Raw genomic sequence first — 1,608 nt, 5'->3', positions numbered from 1 at the left:
TTTTCATGGACGCAATCGTCTCCTCAATCTGGGCTGCAGTAAAAATTTTCTGACAGCCTTCGAGTGATTTGTATGTGGTGGATAAATAATTCAATCGAAACAAACTTGTTTCTAGTATAGAAAAGCCTCAAGGGAAAGTTTGTAATGCTTATTGATCTCGGTACCCTTCGTTCTGCTGCTAACAGAAAAAGTCTAGTTTCGGCACTGCTATAAACTCTCAGAATGCACGCGCGATGGGCTATAAAACCGCGTTTCTTTGTCATAGCCATCGTGACAGAACGCTTGTTGAAGGCCTGATTCAAATCTTCAAGGAAGAAGGTGTGCTGCTGTACGTTGATTGGATGGATAGCGAGATGCCTGAAACCACTAATGGTGATACTGCACGGCAAATCAAGAACAAAATCCGGGAATCTGAGATGTTTCTGTTCTTAGCTACCCCCAATTCTCTCGCCTCTAGATGGTGCCCTTGGGAAATTGGTTATGCCGATGGTGTTAAGCAGCACGAAAGGATTTTGGTGATTCCGACGAGAGAGCACGGCCAAAACTACGGTAATGAATACATCGATATTTACAGGCGCCTTGAGCGCGCCGATGATGGCCAGCTGGCTGCCTGGTATCCGCGTACTCACTCGAATGGTACTTACGCGCGCTCGCTCTGAGAGCCTAGCAAGTCCGCGATCACATGACCGTCTAGCTCTTGCCGCCCAGGCTACTGCTAGCTCCCTGGACTTCTCGCACGGAAGCTACTGTGAGTGTCCTGCACGTAAAATATTTAAAGGATTAGAGTATGTCTGATAATCGCGAATTCGATATCGCCCTCTCATTCGCCGGAGAAGATCGTGGATATGTTGACCAGGTCGCGAACCTTTTGCAGAGCTCCGGAGTAAAAGTTTTCTATGATAGGTTTGACGAGGCTAATCTCTGGGGTGAGAATCTCTACGATTATTTGTCCGATATCTATATGAATAAAGCTTTTTATACCATCATGTTCGTTTCAGAGCATTATGCAAAGAAGCTTTGGACAACCCATGAACGCACTGCCATGCAAGCTAGGGCCTTCCAGGAAGGTAGGGAATACATACTTCCAGCTCGCTTCGATGATACTCAGATACCCGGTGTACTACCAACCACTGGTTATATTTCGCTAACCGAGCGCTCGCCAGAAAAATTCGTCGAGGTAATTCACAAGAAGTTAATCAATAACGGTAGAACGGTACCATCTGAAGCTATTCGGAAAGCACTGTTTTCGACCACAACAATTCCTCGATTTGAGCCTCAAACACCCAGCGTATCAGTTATCTCCGCCACTGGTGCTTTGGTGGGGTCAGCAACTGTTGTAGCTATTGCAGATAACGGAACCACCAAGGGCGGGCAGACAGACGCAAACGGAAAAGTCACATTGACAATTCCTACTCGCCGTCACTATAAACTGCTCGTGGCGCACAGTAATTATCCGGCGGCCTTGATATCTTCTTGGGATCCTGCGGAGGGCATCCAGGTAACGTTGGCTGCTACCGAAAACACAGGTTCTATAATATGCCATGACACAGGCTACATTCCTGGGCTTGAGGGAAGGCTTAACGCGATTTTTAATACTGACAGTACAGC

The 1,608-nt window shown here is 47.0% G+C and carries 2 protein-coding genes; both read left to right on the top strand.

Features of this window, described 5'->3' with window-relative positions; genetic code table 11:
* The first annotated feature begins 233 nt into the window (after nt 1-233).
* Nucleotides 234-659 carry a toll/interleukin-1 receptor domain-containing protein gene (locus G3436_RS26425; protein WP_163951282.1) on the top strand — a complete coding sequence of 142 codons (426 nt, stop codon included), beginning with the start codon at nt 234-236 and terminating at the stop codon, nt 657-659.
* Between the two features lie 128 nt (nt 660-787).
* On the top strand, nt 788-1,608 hold an 821-nt coding region (locus tag G3436_RS26420), incomplete at its 3' end, for a TIR domain-containing protein (RefSeq protein ID WP_163951279.1).

The sequence above is a fragment of the Pseudomonas brassicae genome (assembly GCF_010671725.1).
GTDB classification, from domain to species: domain Bacteria; phylum Pseudomonadota; class Gammaproteobacteria; order Pseudomonadales; family Pseudomonadaceae; genus Aquipseudomonas; species Aquipseudomonas brassicae.
Note: the sequence above shows the minus strand (reverse complement) of the source record. Positions and strands in the feature narration are given on the sequence as shown.